The organism is Methylocystis sp. Se48, from assembly GCF_056269425.1.
This window is the reverse complement of sequence record NZ_CM149850.1, coordinates 2,915,995-2,930,737: the sequence shown is the minus strand read 5'-3', so window position 1 is coordinate 2,930,737 and position 14,743 is coordinate 2,915,995. Positions and strand designations below refer to the sequence as shown.

Annotated in this window: 12 protein-coding genes, 1 tRNA gene and 4 pseudogenes; 6 read left to right on the top strand and 11 right to left on the bottom strand. The window is 63.7% G+C overall.

What is annotated here, in order from left to right:
- Positions 1 to 62: 62 nt before the first annotated feature.
- Positions 63 to 1,100, bottom strand: coding sequence for a Ppx/GppA phosphatase family protein (locus ACV959_RS14345; RefSeq protein WP_475739676.1), 1,038 nt, complete (start codon positions 1,098 to 1,100; stop codon positions 63 to 65).
- Between the two features lie 287 nt (positions 1,101 to 1,387).
- Between ACV959_RS14345 and ACV959_RS14340 the strand changes: the two genes are divergently transcribed.
- Positions 1,388 to 1,461: transfer RNA gene (locus tag ACV959_RS14340), tRNA-Gln, on the top strand.
- A gap of 970 nt (positions 1,462 to 2,431) precedes the next feature.
- Here the strand turns inward: ACV959_RS14340 and ACV959_RS14335 are convergent.
- From ACV959_RS14335 to ACV959_RS14290, 10 genes and pseudogenes are all read right to left on the bottom strand, one after another.
- Positions 2,432 to 3,088: pseudogene (locus tag ACV959_RS14335) on the bottom strand (IS256 family transposase); the annotation flags it as partial.
- Positions 3,089 to 3,281: 193 nt separating this feature from the next.
- On the bottom strand, positions 3,282 to 3,539 hold the full coding sequence (locus ACV959_RS14330; protein WP_475737246.1) for a type II toxin-antitoxin system Phd/YefM family antitoxin: 258 nt from the start codon (positions 3,537 to 3,539) through the stop codon (positions 3,282 to 3,284).
- 277 nt (positions 3,540 to 3,816) lie between these two features.
- Positions 3,817 to 5,268 (bottom strand): phage terminase large subunit, encoded by a 1,452-nt coding sequence (gene terL, locus ACV959_RS14325; RefSeq protein WP_475737245.1) that lies wholly within the window; start codon positions 5,266 to 5,268, stop codon positions 3,817 to 3,819.
- A gap of 2 nt (positions 5,269 to 5,270) precedes the next feature.
- On the bottom strand, positions 5,271 to 5,666 hold the full coding sequence (locus ACV959_RS14320; protein ID WP_475737244.1) for a DUF5681 domain-containing protein: 396 nt from the start codon (positions 5,664 to 5,666) through the stop codon (positions 5,271 to 5,273).
- Between the two features lie 197 nt (positions 5,667 to 5,863).
- Positions 5,864 to 7,204, bottom strand: a pseudogene (locus ACV959_RS14315) (DNA modification methylase); the annotation flags it as partial.
- 352 nt (positions 7,205 to 7,556) lie between these two features.
- A complete protein-coding gene (locus ACV959_RS14310) occupies positions 7,557 to 8,387 on the bottom strand; it encodes a hypothetical protein (RefSeq protein WP_475737243.1) in 831 nt (276 codons plus the stop codon).
- A 108-nt stretch (positions 8,388 to 8,495) separates the two neighbouring features.
- The gene (locus tag ACV959_RS14305; RefSeq protein ID WP_475737242.1) at positions 8,496 to 8,795 is read right to left on the bottom strand and encodes a recombinase family protein; all 300 of its coding nucleotides are present in this window, start codon (positions 8,793 to 8,795) and stop codon (positions 8,496 to 8,498) included.
- The gene (locus ACV959_RS14300; protein WP_475737241.1) at positions 8,717 to 8,989 is read right to left on the bottom strand and encodes a hypothetical protein; all 273 of its coding nucleotides are present in this window, start codon (positions 8,987 to 8,989) and stop codon (positions 8,717 to 8,719) included. Before ACV959_RS14300 ends, ACV959_RS14305 begins: the two co-directional genes overlap by 79 nt.
- Complete coding sequence (locus tag ACV959_RS14295) at positions 8,976 to 9,140, bottom strand: recombinase family protein (RefSeq protein ID WP_475737240.1); 165 nt, start codon at positions 9,138 to 9,140, stop codon at positions 8,976 to 8,978. The genes ACV959_RS14300 and ACV959_RS14295 overlap by 14 nt, the downstream gene beginning before the upstream one ends.
- Positions 9,141 to 9,167: 27 nt before the next feature.
- Positions 9,168 to 9,296: a hypothetical protein gene (locus ACV959_RS14290; RefSeq protein ID WP_475737239.1), complete on the bottom strand. Its 129-nt coding sequence runs from the start codon at positions 9,294 to 9,296 to the stop codon at positions 9,168 to 9,170.
- 72 nt (positions 9,297 to 9,368) lie between these two features.
- Between ACV959_RS14290 and ACV959_RS14285 the strand changes: the two are divergent.
- From ACV959_RS14285 to ACV959_RS14265, 5 genes and pseudogenes are all read left to right on the top strand, one after another.
- Positions 9,369 to 9,542, top strand: a pseudogene (locus ACV959_RS14285) (transposase); the annotation flags it as partial.
- A gap of 26 nt (positions 9,543 to 9,568) precedes the next feature.
- Positions 9,569 to 10,132: an IS5 family transposase gene (locus ACV959_RS14280; RefSeq protein WP_475739598.1), complete on the top strand. Its 564-nt coding sequence runs from the start codon at positions 9,569 to 9,571 to the stop codon at positions 10,130 to 10,132.
- Between the two features lie 291 nt (positions 10,133 to 10,423).
- On the top strand, positions 10,424 to 11,923 hold the full coding sequence (istA, locus tag ACV959_RS14275; protein WP_475737238.1) for an IS21 family transposase: 1,500 nt from the start codon (positions 10,424 to 10,426) through the stop codon (positions 11,921 to 11,923).
- Positions 11,920 to 12,758, top strand: a pseudogene (istB, locus tag ACV959_RS14270) (IS21-like element helper ATPase IstB). Before istA ends, istB begins: the two are co-directional and overlap by 4 nt.
- A gap of 568 nt (positions 12,759 to 13,326) precedes the next feature.
- Positions 13,327 to 14,652 carry a nucleotide sugar dehydrogenase gene (locus ACV959_RS14265; RefSeq protein ID WP_475737237.1) on the top strand — a complete coding sequence of 442 codons (1,326 nt, stop codon included), beginning with the start codon at positions 13,327 to 13,329 and terminating at the stop codon, positions 14,650 to 14,652.
- Positions 14,653 to 14,743 lie beyond the last annotated feature (91 nt).

Below are 14,743 nucleotides of genomic sequence, written 5' to 3'. Positions count from 1 at the left end.
GTCGCGAATCACAGTCGCGACATTGTGACGGCAGAGGGCCGGCGCGTCGAGCCGAAACCAGGCTAGCCGGCGCGCCCCAGAAGGCCGTCGGCCTCCATCAGCTCGAGCAGCATGCCCTCGCGCAGCCCGCGGTCGGCGATGCGGGTTCGCGTCGCGGGAAACATCTCGCGAATCGCCTCGAAAATCGCGCAGCCGGCCAGCACCAGATCGGCGCGCTGCGGACCGATGCAGCCATTCGCCACGCGCTGCTCGAAATCCATGCTGCGCAGGCGTTCGATCGCGCGCGTCGCCTCCGAGTCGGTCATCCACAGTCCGTCGACGCGCCAGCGGTCGTAGCGTTCGAGCCCCAGATGCACCCCCGCGAGGGTCGTCACGGTGCCGGAGGTGCCGAGCAGATGGAAACGCGCGCAGCGGCGCACCTCCGCCGTTTCCTCGACGAAATGGGCCAGCGCCTCGCGGGCGTAATTCTTCATCGCAGCGAAGGTCGCCGCGTCCACCACGCGTCCGCCGAAATGTTCGGCGAGGGTCACGACGCCGAGTTCGAGCGACGTCCAGCTGTGCAGCTCCCGCGCCTCGCTGGACTCGGGCGAGCGGGTCAGCCAGACCAGCTCGGTCGAGCCGCCGCCGATGTCGAACAGCAGCACGCTCTCGGCGTGCGGGTCGGCGAGCGACCCGCAGCCGCGGGCGGCGAAACGGGCCTCGGTTTCGCGGTCGATGATGTCGAGCTGCAAGCCGGTGCGCTCCCGCACGCGCGCCACGAATTCGTCGCCATTGGCGGCGCCGCGGCAGGCCTGCGTCGCGACGAGCCGCGCGCGGGTGACGCCGCGCGCCTCCATTTTGTCCCGGCAGATTTCCAGCGCCGCGATTGTGCGTTCGATGGCCGCCTCGCTGATGCGGCCGGCGCGGCCCAGGCCCTCGCCGAGACGCACGATGCGCGAGAAGGCGTCGACCACGCGGAGAAAATCCGCATTGCGCCGCCGCGGACGGCGCTCCGGCCGCGCGATCAGCAGGCGGCAATTATTTGTGCCGAGATCGAGCGCGGCATAGGTGTGACGCGCCCACTGCGCCTCCGCCGCCGGCGCGCCGGTTTGGGCGCGCAAGGCGCGGATTGCCGCGTCCGTCGCCTCCAGACCCGGCCCTGTATGCGCGGGCCGATCGGTCCCTGCCAAGGTTATGCTCCCGCGAAAATCGGTTCAGTCGCGCTTACGCCGCCCAAGCGACCCCACTCGCGTAATCGCCTTAAATGCAGGATTGCCAGCCCGCCCGCAAGGCGTTTCTCGTTCCGTCCCGCGCGGGAGCCATGCTGCGCTTCAGCTCTCTCGGGGATGTTGACAGCGCGCGCGGCTGTCTCTAGATGACGACCCGAAACGGCGCGTTCGCCGCCCGTTGGGGGATAGTTCAACGGTAGAACAGCGGACTCTGACTCCGTTAATCTTGGTTCGAATCCAGGTCCCCCAGCCAATAAAATCAATTAGTTACTAGTTAATGTCACAGGCCTCTCGGCAGGCTGTCACGATCGTGTCACCGTTTGGGGACGCCCTATCCTTCGCGCGGCCGGCTGAATTGATTCCGCCCCCGCCGGCCGTTCGTGCCCGCCTTCGTGCGCTCACGATTGGCCTTGCAATTCGCCAGCCGATGGGCGCGCCGGCATGTGGCGCAGAGCGTCGTTCCCAGTCGCTTCGCTCCGGCGATCGGCGCCCCGCAATCGACGCATTTCAGATCGCTGCGTCGCAGCGCGCGCCAGCCCTCCCGTTCCTCGTAATTGGCGCGCCGGCGGCAAGCAACGCTGCAATATTTCTTATCCGTCCGCGTCGTCTCGAACGGATTCGCACAAAATGCGCATCTTTCGTCCATCAAATCGTTGAACATCGTAGAAGCATTTGCGCGAGCAATATTTTGCGTCTTGATATTTTGGCCGAAAAGCGCGGTCGCATCCCGCGCATTCACGGGACGACTGCTTTTCAGACCAAGCCGCGAGCCATGCTTTTGCCTTGCATATTCGTGCGCTCTCTCAAATTCCGTTCGCCTTTCGACCTTCGCCGCCGCCGCGCAGACCGCCGAACAATATTTCCTCGATCCGTGCGCATCGTCTGGAAGCGACTTCCCGCAGCGCGCGCAGCGCTCGCGCTGGACCGGCAAGACGGCTGCTTGCGTCCATTCCGGTTGCCCTTGCTGCCAGGTCGGACGCTCCGCGCCGACTTCGTTCAGCGCGGCTTGCACAACGTCGGCCGCCGCCGCATCCGCCTGCCCCCATGGCCAGCCGTCCAGACAAAGCCGCGCGCGAACGCCTGCCCGCGCTGGACCCTCAATAGCAAAGGGCGTCGGCTCCGCGCCGCGCATCAAATCGGCGATGGCGTCACAGATTGCGGCCCGGCGATGGCGCGAGAGGCGCTTCAACGGCGCCCGTCTGGGCGCCGCCAGCGTGACCGGCGCGCAGCCCCCGGCGACGCAGCTTGCGCAGGAACTCGGTCCAGAATGTCTCGGCCTCCGAGGGACCGATGTCCATGCCGAGCGCTTCGCGCCGGCCGTCGGCGTCGACGCCCACGGCGATGATCGCCGCCAGAGAGACGATGCGGCCATTCTGCCGCGCCTTCACATAGGTCGCGTCGATCCAAAGATAGGGCCAGTCGCCTTCGATCGGCCGCTCGAGGAAGGCTTTGACGCGCTCGTCGATCTCCTCGCACAGGCGCGAGACCTGGCTCTTGGAGACGCCGCTCATGCCCATGGCCTTGACGAGATCATCGACCGAGCGCGTTGAAACGCCCTGGATATAGGCCTCCTGGATGACAGCGGTCAGCGCCTTTTCGGCCATCCGCCGCGGCTCCAGAAAGCCGGGAAAATAGCTGCCCTTGCATAGCTTGGGGATGCGCAGCCCCACGGCGCCGGCGCGCGTCTCCCAGGTCCGCTCGCGATAGCCGTTGCGCTGAGCGAGCCGCTCGGGGTTCTTCTCGCCATAGCCGGCCCCGGTCAGGGCGCCGATCTCGATCTCCATCAGCCGCTCGGCGGCAAAACCAATCATCTCGCGCAAAATATCCGCGTCGGGGGCCTTCTCCACGAGCGCGCGCAGGTTCATCATCTCATCGGTCATCGGCGGTTCCTCGGTTGCGTTTGAGTGTCGCAACCCGATCCTATCGGCGAATTGTCGATGACCACCGCAAGCCGCCCGCTCGCTACGGCGCTATGAAAAGCGCGCGTCGCGGGCCGCTTGCTCCCATCCAGCTACACCATCACCGGGGACACGACCCCAACCCAGCTGGTCATGCTGTTTCTCCTCTGTTTCGTCAGAAGTCGAGATCGATGGGGCGCCGCGCGGCGAGCAGGGCGCGGCGGAACGCAGCGGCGTCGGAGAGCGGCCTCGATTTGGCGCTCGGCTGCGGCGAATTCTCGGACTCGAGCGGCGTCTTCGGCAGCGGTCCGATCATCGCGACCGGTTTGCGGTTGTCCGTGACGATGCTGCATGCGCCCTGGGCGGCGTTGCGCACGAGTTCCGACAGATGGGCTTTTGCTTGCAGGATGCCGAGGATCTTCAGGGTTTTCATCTCTCTTCTCCGAGGCCGGATTTGTCTTCGAGGTTTAGACTTGGGTGGGTTCTGGATTGGGACGGCCGCCCGATTCGCGGCGGCGCCCGCGACAAGGGCTTGTGGGGCGAGGCGGCGGTCTCGCCGGTTCCCGGCGACGCCGTGACTTGGGCAAGACCGAGCGCGACGACGCTCCACCCCACGGCCAGACGAGGCGGCACAGGGACGCCGCCGGCGCCACAGAAGGCCGCAAGCCTCCGCGGCGCCACGCCATGCGCGCGAGACAGGCGCGCGCGGCTCAAAACGGCTGCTCCCGATGTTCGTTCATCGCCGTCAGATCGATGGTCCAGCGATTGCGGTGATCGAGCAGGTGCAGAAACTGCACCATGGAGTCGACCTGGTCGCAGTATTTGGAGGCCGGGAAGCCGGCGACCTCGGCCTCGAAGGTTTCGAGCCACGGCGCCGCGACAGGCAGATAGACCCGCTTGCGCTCGACTTTGGGCGTCTGGGCGAGGGCGCGCTCGACCTTGCCGAGCTTGGGCGCATGGGGGCATAGCCATTGCCGGGCGCCTTCGCGCTTCAGCAGCGAGGTGCCGATCGCTGCGCCGACGCCGGCCGTTTCCAGGATGACGCAGCGCGCCTTGTATTTCTCCCGCATGTGCAGGATGGCGGGCTCGATCTTGTGGAAGTCGAGGCGCTTGCGCAGCACGTCGATGAGGTAGAGCTTGCGCCCGTAGACGCCCCAGGTCGTGCACACCGAGAACGCCGCGGTCTCCGTATCGACGACCGCCGGGTCCCAGCTCTGGACGATGGTCTCGAAATAGCCGGGCAGGGTCTGGTAGCGCTGAAAATGCTTCAGCTTGAACAGCATGCCGCCAGGCGGCGACGGCCGTTGCAGGATCTGGGCGTTGTATTGAACTTCGCGCAGATCGAGGAGGAGCTGGTCGAGCGCGGCGCGATCGAAGCGTTCGGGATAGAGAAGGTCGCCGGGGTTCAGCGTCCAGGCCTCGCCGCCGCCGAGATCAAAGACGGCGCGCTCCAGGCATTCGCCGGGCATCGCCAGATAGTCCCATCCGCCTTCGTCCAGCAGCTGGCCGATGAGATCGTCCTGATGAAGCCTCCGCATCACCACGACCATCGCCCCCTCGGCCGGTTTGTCGAAGCGCGTCATCAGCGAGCCCTTGAACCAGTCGTAGACGGCGTTGCGTGTCGCTTCGGAGGCGGCCTCGGCCGCCTTGAACGGGTCGTCGACGACGATGACATGCGCGCCCTTGCCGGTGACCGGCCCCTGCACCGTCGTGGCGAGCCAGTAGCCCTTCTGCGTCGTCCGCACTTCTGACAGGGAGGCGCCATTGGCCGCAATAACGGCCTGTGGGAACACCGCCTGGTAGGCCGGCGACCACATGAGGTCGCGGAAGCGATTCGAGAAGTCGCGCGACAGCTGATCGCCATAGGAGGCGCAGATGATCTTGCGGGTCGGGTCGCGGCCGAGGATCCAGGCGGGGAGGGCGACGGAGGCCAGCAGGCTCTTGCCGTGCCGGGGCGGGATGGCGATCAGCAGCCGCCGGATCTCGCCATTCGCCACCCGCTCGAGCGTGCAAGCGAGCGCCCGGAAGTGGAGGGCGCGGGAGAATTCCGCCTCCGGCGCCAGCCTCGGAAACATCAAGCGGTAGAAGCCGAAGAAATGCCCTCGCGCATGGGCGCGCAGGATCTCGCGCTGGCTGCGTTGGAAGTCGTCGGGGCTGAGCATTGCTAGCCGCCCGACCTTTTCGACATCATCTCGAGGAGGGCAAGCTCCTCCTCGGTCAGCGGCCCCTCCGGTCCGCCCTCGACGTCGACCCTGGTCTGCGCGCGGGCAAGGAGCATGATGAGAAGCTGTATCGCCCGCATGTCGCCCGCAAAGCCGCGTTCGAACAGTTTGCGCACCAGGGCGCGGTCGCGGTCGATGTGCGTGACCTTGTCGCCAACCTTCATTTTGACGATGCGCGCCGCTTCCTGAAGCACGATCTCGTCGTGCGACGGGCGGCCGCGCGGACGCCCCGAGGGGTTGCCGGACTGCCCCGGCTGGAACCGGGTCGCTTTCGGCGGCCTGGCGTAGCCGACCGGGTAGTCGCCGGTCGGCTTTTTACTGGGCTTACCGGCGGCCATCGCACGCCTCCTGTCCATTCGCGCTTGCGCGCTCTTGCGCGTTGGAAGCCACGCCCGCATCGTCGCGCGCCAGGCGTGGCGCCGGCCCCTTCCGCCTCTTCCGGGCGACGCGCCGCGACCGCGTCGAACGGCTCGCCGGTCTCGGCCAGCAGCGCCTCCTCGCCGGTCATCGCCTGCCAGCGGCGGATCGCGACGTCGCAATAGAGGCCGTCGATTTCGATCGCCCGGCAGATGCGTCCGACGCTCTCGGCGGCGAGCAGCGTCGAACCCGAGCCGGCGAAGGGGTCGAGCACGATCTCGTCGCGGTTGCTGACGTCGAGCAGCGCGTCTTCGAGCAGCGCGCGCGGCTTGACAGTGGGGTGCGCCGCCAGGCCATCGCGCGCCTGCGAGCCGAGCGACGAGGCGCCGGGACAGGTCCACAGGTTGGAGCGCCAGCGGCCGAACCGGCCGAGCTCGACATTGTTGACATGCGCCGCCGTCCCCTTCTTGAAGACGGGCAGCAGCTCATGCTGGGAACGCCAGAAACTGCCCTGGCCGCCGTTCGTTTTCGCACAGACGACCACATTCAGCAGATCGAGCTTCAGTTCGCGACCGCAGGCCAGAATGATCTCGACAGAGCGCCAGTCGATGAAGGTGGCGATCAGGCCGCCGTCGACGACATGCGCCGCCGACGCCTTCATCCAGCCGCGGTTGAAGGCCTCGAACGCCTCGCGGCTCATCTCGCCGGCGGCCATCGCAAACTCACGATGCTGCGCCTGCGAGGTCACATGGCCGGCGATCGGGACGTTGAACGGTACGTCCGTCAGGACGATCCGCGCCAGTTCGCCCGGCGGCGTCAGCCGCGCGTAGCTTTCGGGAGGGCGCGCGTCGCCCTGCAGGAGACGGTGGCGGCCGAGGAGCCACAGGTCGCCCGGTTGCGAGACCGCGACGGAACCCGGCGCGCAGGCGTCGGCGTCGTCATCCGCGGCCGCTTCATCGTCGTCGGCCAACAGCAAGGCGTCGATCTCGGCCGGCTCGAAGCCGGCGACCACCACATCTTCGCCAAGCTCGATCAGCTCCTCGATTTCGAGCTGCAGATTGTCCTCGTCCCAGCGGCCGGTCTCCGCCAGCCGGTTGAGCGCCATCGACAGGAGGCGCGTCTCGGCCCGGGAAAGATGCGTGATGCAGACGACCGGGATTTCGGAAAGGCCCGCCTCGCGCACGGCGTCGTAAACGGCGTGGCCGTGGACGATGTGAAAGGACTCGTCGACCAGGATCGGCGCCACCACGCCAAACTTCCGGATGCTTGAGAGCACCCGCGCCGTCTGGGCGGCGTCCTTCTTGCGGACGCGTCGGGTCGCCGGCCGGACCTTTTCGATCGGGGCGTGGATGATTTCGAGCTTCGGCAGCAGGTCGTTGCGGGCGACCGGCGCATGCAGCTCGGCCGTGCTCAACCGCCGCTGGCGCTCGCGGCGCTGGCGGGACTTCGTCTTCAGCTGCGGCGTCACCCCCTCGGGCGGCGCCACCTTCGTGTGGCGGGGGAGGTTTTCGTCAGGCATGGGACCACCTCTTCGTCGAACCGGAGACGTTGCATCCGGTTTCGGAAGAGGCGGTCGCCACGAGGCCCGGACCTGGCGCGCCTGCCTTACATCGCGGTCCTCAGACCCCGATGTCAGCCACACGCTCGGTCCGACCCTCCTGGTCGAATGCCTGCAGTAGAACGACCGCTCCTCCGAAAAGGAAGCGGCGAACACTCGGTAAGCTATTCTTTTTCCAGAGGCTTGTCCAGCGTTTTTATTGACAGGCTCTTGCGCGCCGTCGTCTTGCCAGGGCGCTTGTACTTGCAGGGACGCCAATATGACTCGCGCTCTGCTGGCGGAGCGGTCTCATCGGTCGTCGCAAGATTCCCTGTTATTCCTTGTTCCGGCGCTTAGGGAATTTTCTTCCTGACCCGCCTGAAGCGGCCGGATTTGCGGGTTTTTCGCCGCGCCAGGCCATGCAGCTGCGGCGGCGGACAGGGATTTTCCCTGATAAATTGCCTGTTTCCAGGGAAATCAGGCGGAGACGGGTTCGCAGGAGACTGCGTCCACAGCCAAATCTCAGTTTTGGCCGTTTGGCCGTCTCACCAGCCGCAGCGCGCGACGCGAACACGGCCGTTTCCGCCAACAGGTCAAATGGTTGGCGGAAGGTCGCGACCACTTCGCCGTCCTCCCAGGCGCAGTTCGATAGCAAGAAATTGAGCAGGCGGCGTTTTTCGCGCGGTTCCTGCTTTGCGAAAAGCCTTTGCGCGTTTCGGGCGAGTTCGAGAAGCTGCACGCCCTCGCCAATATAGGAGCGGTCGGCCGCTTGCAGCCGCTCAATCTCCCGCAGGCAGCGGTTCTGCTCCTCGCGCCATTGGTTCGACATGCGCTCGAAGAACGCCGCATCGACGAGGCCATCGAGCTTGTCCACGTACATTGCATGAATGCGCTCATCGAGCCGCCTGAATTCGGCCTGATGGCGCCGGATCGCCTCCTTGTGCTCGCGGCGTTCGTCGGCGTGAATGGCGTGCAGCGCCTCGCGCACCCATTCGAGCACCTCGTCGTCGAACCCCAACCGTCCGAGCAGTTCGGTGAACTGCGCTTCGATCGCCTCCTCGCGCACATGCTTGCGCCGGCACGAGGCCGGGTTGCCAGCGCACTTATCTGCATAGCCGGTGCAATGGCAATAGACGTAGCGCTGCTTCTTGATCTCACCGACCACCGCGCAGCCGTATTATGCGCACGCGATCAGGCCCGAGAAGGCGAAGACGTGCTTGCCGCGCTTGGCCTTCTTGGCGAAGCGGCCATCGAGCACGCCCTGCACCCGCTCCTATAGCTCGACGGGGATCAGCGCCTCGTGCCGGCCCTTTATCAACTTGCCGTTCCATTCGAACCAGCCGGTGTAAAGGCGATTGCGCAGGATGGTGTGGATGGTGCTCACCGGCACCTTTCCGCCGCTCTTAGGGTATACGAGGCCCGCCGCGTGCGCTTTGCGCGCCGCTTCCTTCAGCGAAATGTCGCCGCGCGCGTACCAATCGAACAGCTTGACGATCAGCGGCGCGATCGCCGGATCGGTGGCGATGATTTTCTTGCCTTCCGGGCCGGTAATGTTGCGATAGCCGGCGGGCACTTGGTCGGCCAGATGCCCTGTTCGGCCTTCTCCTGCATGCCCTTGCGCGCTTCCTCGGACAGGTTGTCGATGTAGTTCTTCGCCATCAGCACCTTGATGCCGTGCATGAACTTTTCCGAGGAACGCGACTCGCGCGACAGCACCGCACCCTCTTTCGGGAAGTGCAGTTCCGCGTCGAGTTCATCGACCGTCACCCCAATCCTTGAGGTTGCAGTAGAGCCGGTCGGTCTTCTCGACCAGCATCACGCGCACCGAAGGATGCGCCTTGAGATAGGCGACCATCTCGCCGAAGGCGGCGCGGCCGGTCTGCTTGGCCGTTTCCACGTCCACATATTCCTGCGCCACCGTGAAGCCGTTGGCGGCGGCATTTTCCTAGAGCCGTTTCAACTGGGCCGGGATCGAGAAGATTTCCTTCTCCTGCTCCTTGGAGGAGACCCGAGCATAGATCACCGCCTGGCGGCGGGCAGGATCGGCGGTGGCGGGCTTCGGTGCCTTCTTCATAGTGTTTAGGCTCAGGACCTATTAAATTTGATTGAGTTGTGATTCACAAGGGGTTCCGATTCGGAGGCCTTGATGATGAGCGATCTGTTTTTACTGAGCCAGCGCCAGATGGCGCGGATTTCGCCATTCTTTCCTCTGGCGCATGGGGTTCCGCGCGTCGACGACCGGCGCGTCGTCAGCGGCATTGTCTACGTGATCAAGCACGGCCTGCAGTGGAAGGACGCGCCCAAAGGCTACGGGCCGCACAAGACGCTTTATAACCGCTTCATCCGCTGGAGCCGGCTCGGCGTCTTCGATCGCATCTTCGCCGCGCTTGCCGGCGAAAGCCCAAGCCCCGAACGCATCATGATCGACTCGACGCATCTGAAAGCGCATCGCACGGCGGCAAGCCTGTTAAAAAAGGGGTTCTTTCCCGCTGTATCGGGCGCACGAAGGGCGGGCTGAACTCCAAACTCCATGTCGTCTGCGACGGCGCCGGCAAACCACTCGTCATGATGCTGACTGAAGGCCAGATGAGCGATCACAAAGGCGCCCGGCTGATGTGCGACGCCCTACCGAAGGCCAAAACGCTGATCGCCGACAAGGGCTATGACAGCGACGCCTTCCGCGACGCGCTCAAAGCGCGCGGAACCGAACCCTGCATTCCGCCACGGCGCAATCGCAAAACGCCGCTCGACTACGACAAGGCGCTCTATCGTCAGCGCCACAAAGTCGAGAACCTGTTCGCCAAACTCAAGGACTGGCGGCGCATCGCAACCCGCTACGACCGTTGCGCCCACACCTTCTTCTCCGCGATCTGCATCGCAGCAGCCGTCACTTTCTTCCTCAATCAATGAGTCCTGAGCCTAGTTCAATCTAAATATACTTGGATCGCAAGCGACGGTTGGAGATGGCTTTCGGGCGACGCGGTAGTGGCGTGGCATCGTCACGTAGGAAATTGTCAAACAACGTTTTTTTGGCGCCGACGATGGTGATCGCGGGATGGCTCGCGGAATGGCTCCGTGTTGTACGCGGCGGCGCAATAATCGGCCATTGAGCGGCGCATGGCGCTGCCGCGTGGCGGCGTAAAACCCGGCCAGTTTTGAGCTGAACCTTCTTCCGATTTCGATTCGGAAGGGGCGGCGGGGATGTTTGCTGTGGAGCTCTACGCAGCGGTTTGGAAGTTTGTTTTCACAGAGGGGAACAGTCGGCGCGAAGCGGCGCGGGTTTTCGGCTTGAGCCGCGATACGGTGGCGAAGATGCGCCGCTATTCGGCGCCGCCGGGCTATGTCCGCACAAAGCCACCGGAGCGGCCAAAGCTCGGGCCGCTTGTCCCGATGATCGACACGATCCTGGAGGCGGACAGGTCGGCGCCACCAAAGCAGAGGCATACGGCCAAGCGCATTTTCGAGCGCCTGCGAGACGAGCACGGCTTTTTGGGCGGCTACACGGTCGTGAAGGATTATGTGCGGCTGGCGCGCTCACGATCGCGGGAAGTCTTCATTCCGCTGGCGCATCCGCCTGGCCACGCGCAAGTCGATTTCGGCGAATGCGTCGCCGTCATCGGCGGCGTGCAGATGAAGCTGCATGTGTTCTGCTTCGACCTGCCGCACTCGGACGCCTGCTTCCTCAAGGCCTATGCGGCGGAGACGACGGAGGCCTTTCTCGATGGGCATGTGTCGGCCTTCGCCTTTTTCGGGGGCGTTCCGCTGTCGATTCTCTACGATAATCTCAAGCTCGCCGTGGCGAAGATTCTCGGCGATGGCGCGCGCAAACGCACGCAGGCTTTCACCGAATTCGTCAGTCATTTGCTGTTCGATGATCGCTTCGGGCGTCCCGGCAAGGGCAACGACAAGGGGAAGGTCGAGGGCTTGGTGAAGTTCATGCGGCTCAATTACCTGACGCCGATCCCGCATGCGCCTTCCATCGATACGCTGAACGCGCGGCTGGCCGAGCGGTGTCTCGCTCGCCAGATGGAGCGCGCGGGACGCCATGAGCGGACGATCTTGGAGCGGCTCGCCGCCGACAAGGCGGTTCTCCGGGAGCTTCCGGCGACGCCGTTTGAAGCCTGTCACAAGGTCGCGACAAGGGTCTCGTCGCAGGCGCTGGTGCGCTATCGCACGAATGATTATTCGGTTCCGACGCGCTACGGCTATCGCGACGTTCTGGTGAAGGGCTTCGTCAACGAAGTTGTCATTTTCTGCGAACGCGTTGAGATCGCCCGCCATGAACGCAGCTACGGCTACGGCGACTTTGTTTTCGAGCCGCGCCATTACCTCGCTTTGCTCGAGCAGAAGCCCGGCGCCCTGGATCAGGCGGCGCCCTTGCAGGGCTGGATTATGCCGGAGGCGCTTTCTCGACTGCGCCAGCTCCTGGAGGCGCGCATGGGCAAGCGCGGCAAACGCGAGTTCATCCAGGTTCTGCGGCTGACCGAGGTTTTCGCCGAGACCGTCGTCGTCGCCGCGGCGCTGGAGGCGATCCGGCTCGGCGCCATCCGCTTCGACGCCGTCAAGCAACTCGCCATCGCACGTACTGAGAACAGGCCGGCGCGTCTCGATCTTTCGGCCTATCCCTATTTGCCCGCGACGACTGTCGCGACGACGCAGCCCGCCGATTATCTCGCGCTCCTCTCTAAGGAGGCGGCATGACCACGACAGCTTCCGCCGAGACGCCTGCGCCGCCACGGGTGCTGCTCACGCATCATCTGCGTCAACTCAAACTGCCGACGGTCTTGCGGGAATATGATAAGGTCGCAGCTGAGGCGGCGCGCGACGGGCAGGATCGCATCCGCTATTTGCTGCGCCTCGTCGAACTCCAACTCATCGATCGCGAGCGGCGGACGGTCGAGCGGCGCATTCGCGCCGCGCGCTTTCCGGCGGTGAAGAGCTTCGACACATTCGACTTTGCGGCCATTCCTTCGCTCAACAAGCCGCTCACGCTCGAACTCGCCCGCTGCGAATATGTCATCGCGCGCGACAATATCATCGCCTTGGGCAACAGCGGCGCGGGCAAGACGCATGTCGCTCTGGCGCTGGGGCTCGCCGCCTGCCAGAGAGGCTTCTCCGTCGTCTTCACAACGGCGGCGGCGCTTGTCCATCAGCTCATGGAGGCGCGCGACGAGAAACGCCTCCTGAGGCTCCAGGCGCAGCTTGACGCCGCAAAGCTGCTGATTGTCGATGAACTCGGCTATGTCCCGCTGTCGCAGACCGGCGCCGAGCTGCTATTCGAGGTCTTCAGCCGCCGCCACGAACGCGGATCGACGATCGTCGCCTCCAATCTGCCTTTCGACGAATGGACCAGCGTGTTCGGCAATCAGCGTCTCGCCGGCGCGCCGCTCGGCCGCCTGACGCATCATGTCCATATTCTGGAGATGAACGGCGAGAGCTATCGGCTCAAGCAATCAAAAGTGCGGCGGCGCAAAGAAGCCGCCTCATCCGAGGAGCCGGTCGTCGCCCCGAGACTGGCGAAATCTCCCCGGCATAGCCCCACGAATAAATTTTCGCCGCCGGCATGCAAAGGAGCCCGATCGGGCCCCTTTGCATGCCGGCGATCTCGCCCCAACTGGCCTGGTTTTACCCCGCCCCGACGGCCGGAAATCGCGCCGCCGTTGACAGGCAAAAGCGTTTTATCTTTCAATTCCAATAACGTGCATGAAATGCGGGTGCAAAGAAGAGCACAGCGACTGCCAGCGGCCGCCAAATTTCTCGAACTTATATGGCTGTCGATCAACTGCGAAGACATTCGAAAACTCGATTCGATTGCCACAGGCAGAGGGTCTCATCGTCCAAGACAATGATCGCTTGAAGGCTCCAAGCTATACCTTGAGCTTTGGAACATTGCGATTGGTTCGAGCGTTCGGAAATCGTGATCTGGATTCGTGCGTCGCGCGTTTCTCGACTCTTGTGATTGATTTTGGAACAGGAGAATGGCCCTCGTGCAATACAAGGACCGCAATGGCTCCGGGTCGAATGGTCTTGCCTTTTCTCCAAGCAGCAAACTGACCGGCTGACTTTCCCTAGCTCAAAACTTGCCTCTGAGGAACGTAATAGTCATGCATGCAACCCTTGCTCAGCGTATTAGAGACCGCTCAGCGATTGTCGGAGTGATCGGGCTTGGCTACGTCGGGCTGCCGCTCGCAGCTGCCTTCGCTCGAGGCGGCTTCAACACGATCGGTTTCGACGTGGACGAAGAAAAGAAATTCGCCGTCCACGCGGGCAAGTCCTACATCGGCGCCGTAAGAAGCGACGAGCTCGGCCAACTCGTTCGGGACGGAAAGCTGTCGGCGACAACCGATTTCTCGAAGTTGGCGGGGTGTGACGCAATCGCCATTTGCGTGCCCACGCCGCTCACTCGGCATAGAGAACCCGATCTATGTTTCGTAGAAAACTCGGCCCGCGAAATTTCGAAGCGCCTGCGTCGTGGCCAAATCGTCGTACTGGAGTCGACCACATGGCCGGGAACGACCGAGGAGGTGGTCAAGCCCATTCTCGAGTCTGGCGGTTTGAAATCGGGTTCGGATTTTTATCTTGGCTTCTCGCCGGAGCGCGAAGATCCCGGCAACGCCGACTTCACGACGACGACGACGCCAAAGGTCGTTGCCGGCGATGGCGAAGCGGCGAGTCTCCTTGTGCGCGATCTCTATTCTGCGGTGGTGAACAAAACGGTCGTCGTCTCTTCGCCCGCCACCGCTGAAGCGGTGAAACTTACCGAAAACATCTTCCGCGCCGTAAACATTGCATTGGTCAACGAACTGAAGGTCGTTTACGATGCAATGGGAATAGATATCTGGGAAGTGATAGAGGCTGCAAAAACCAAACCCTTCGGCTTCATGCCGTTTTACCCTGGCCCGGGGCTGGGCGGTCATTGCATCCCGATCGACCCTTTCTATCTCACCTGGAAAGCTCGCGAATATGACTTGTCGACGAGATTCATCGAGCTAGCTGGCGAGATCAATGTCTCGATGCCTCGATTTGTCATCAGCAAGCTCGAGAAGGCGCTAGACCGCCATCAGTCAGTCTCGTTGGGATCGTCAAAGGTTTTGATCGTGGGCCTCGCCTACAAAAAGAATATCTCGGATATTCGTGAAAGCCCGGCGCTCAAGCTGATCGAGCTGCTCGAAAGCAGAGGCGTGGTTGTCGATTTCTACGATCCTTACGTTCCCGAAATTCCGAACACACGTGAACATGCCGAGTTGGCAGGCCGTCGCAGCGTCGTCGAAAGCGAAAGCGTTTACGCGCGCTATAACGCCGTGCTGATTTGCACAGATCACGACAATATCGATTACCAGGCGATCCGGAATTCCGCTCAACTCGTCGTGGACACCCGAAATGTGATGGAAAGGCTCGGCTTCAGGAGCGAACGGGTTGTTAAAGCGTAAAAGGATGCGTCGTGGAATCTAGTTCATGAACGCCAGGCTCGATGGCGTTCGTGCGCTTGGACGGCCAGCCGACAATCGTGTCGGCGGCTGT